This is a genomic window from Desulfobulbus rhabdoformis, from assembly GCF_016919065.1.
In the GTDB taxonomy this organism is placed as follows: domain Bacteria; phylum Desulfobacterota; class Desulfobulbia; order Desulfobulbales; family Desulfobulbaceae; genus Desulfobulbus; species Desulfobulbus rhabdoformis.
Map to the genome: position 1 here is coordinate 1 of NZ_JAFFQA010000130.1, position 1280 is coordinate 1280.

The following is a 1280-nucleotide window of genomic DNA, read 5'->3' on the forward strand; positions in this document are numbered from 1 at the left end:
TAGAAGTGGCCCCGGAAATTTGGACAAGCCCTTAAGTGGAATTTCTGCTACCACTGATGCCTATAGATGGGCACAACATGGAGCAGAAAATGGCAAAAGGAAAACGACGAAAACATACTGCGGCATTTAAGGCACAAGTGGCTCTGGCGGCGATAGCCGGTGAGAAAACACTCGCTGAATTAGCCGAACAATTCGAGGTACATCCTAATCAAATCACCACATGGAAGCGGCAAATGGTCGAAGGCGCTGCGGGAGTTTTCAATAAATCTCCTCAGCAGCCTGACGTTGACCTGAAATCGCTGCACGCCAAGATAGGTCAATTGACGCTGGAAAATGATTTTTTAGAAACCGCGCTCAACAAGGTGGGATTGCTGAGCGCAAAACGGTAATAGACCGCAATCACCCGCTACCCTTGAAAAAGCAGGCTCAACTGGTCGGAATTAGCCGCAGTAGCCTCTATTATCGGCCTCGGCCTGTCTCATCGTCTGATTTTAAGCTGATGCGTCATCTAGACGAATTACATCTTGAGCATCCATTTATGGGGGCGCGCATGCTTCGTGATCAGCTGGTACGGCGTGGCGCTCCTGTCGGCCGTAGGCATGTAGGCACCCTGATGAAGCGTATGGGCATCGAGGCAGTTTACCGGAAGCCGGGGACGAGCAAGAAACACCCAGGGCATAAGGTGTATCCGTATCTTTTACGGGGTATGATCATCAGCCGAGCCAACCAGGTATGGGCGCTGGATACAACATACATCCCAATGGCAAAGGGCTTTGTCTACCTGACCGCAGTTGTTGACTGGGCCAGCCGAAAGGTGTTGGCTGCCAAGGTTGCCATAACCCTAGAGGCCAGCCATGCTGTGGATGTTTTACAGGAAGCATTCACTCGTCATGGCACACCTGAGATCGTCAATACTGACCAGGGGAGCCAGTTCACTGCCGAAGAATTTGTTCAGACAGTGAAAGCAAGAGGCTGTAAACTGAGCATGGATGGCCGAGGAGCTTGGCGAGACAATGTATTTGTGGAACGCTTATGGAAATCGGTCAAATATGAAGAGGTCTATCTGCATGCCTATGACTCCGTTAACGAAGCACGCATATCGATCAAGCGCTATTTGGATTGGTACAACTGCTTCAGACCGCACTCCAGATTAAAAAAGAAAACGCCCGATGAGGCGTATGTTTCAATGCTGCCGATAGTCAAGATGGCGGCTTAACACTGGCGGAGATTCCACTTAAGAATTGAAAAAACTTGTTCAGACGAGTGAGGCCACCTCTCAT

At 50.0% G+C, this 1280-nt stretch carries 1 protein-coding gene; it reads left to right on the forward strand.

Annotation, left to right across the window (positions count from 1 at the left end):
• The first annotated feature begins 89 nt into the window (after positions 1-89).
• A protein-coding gene (locus JWJ90_RS22735; RefSeq protein WP_205229500.1) for an IS3 family transposase occupies positions 90-1216 on the forward strand; the annotation gives its coding sequence in 2 pieces (ribosomal slippage) (positions 90-345 and positions 345-1216; 1128 coding nt in all).
• The last annotated feature ends 64 nt before the right edge of the window (positions 1217-1280 follow it).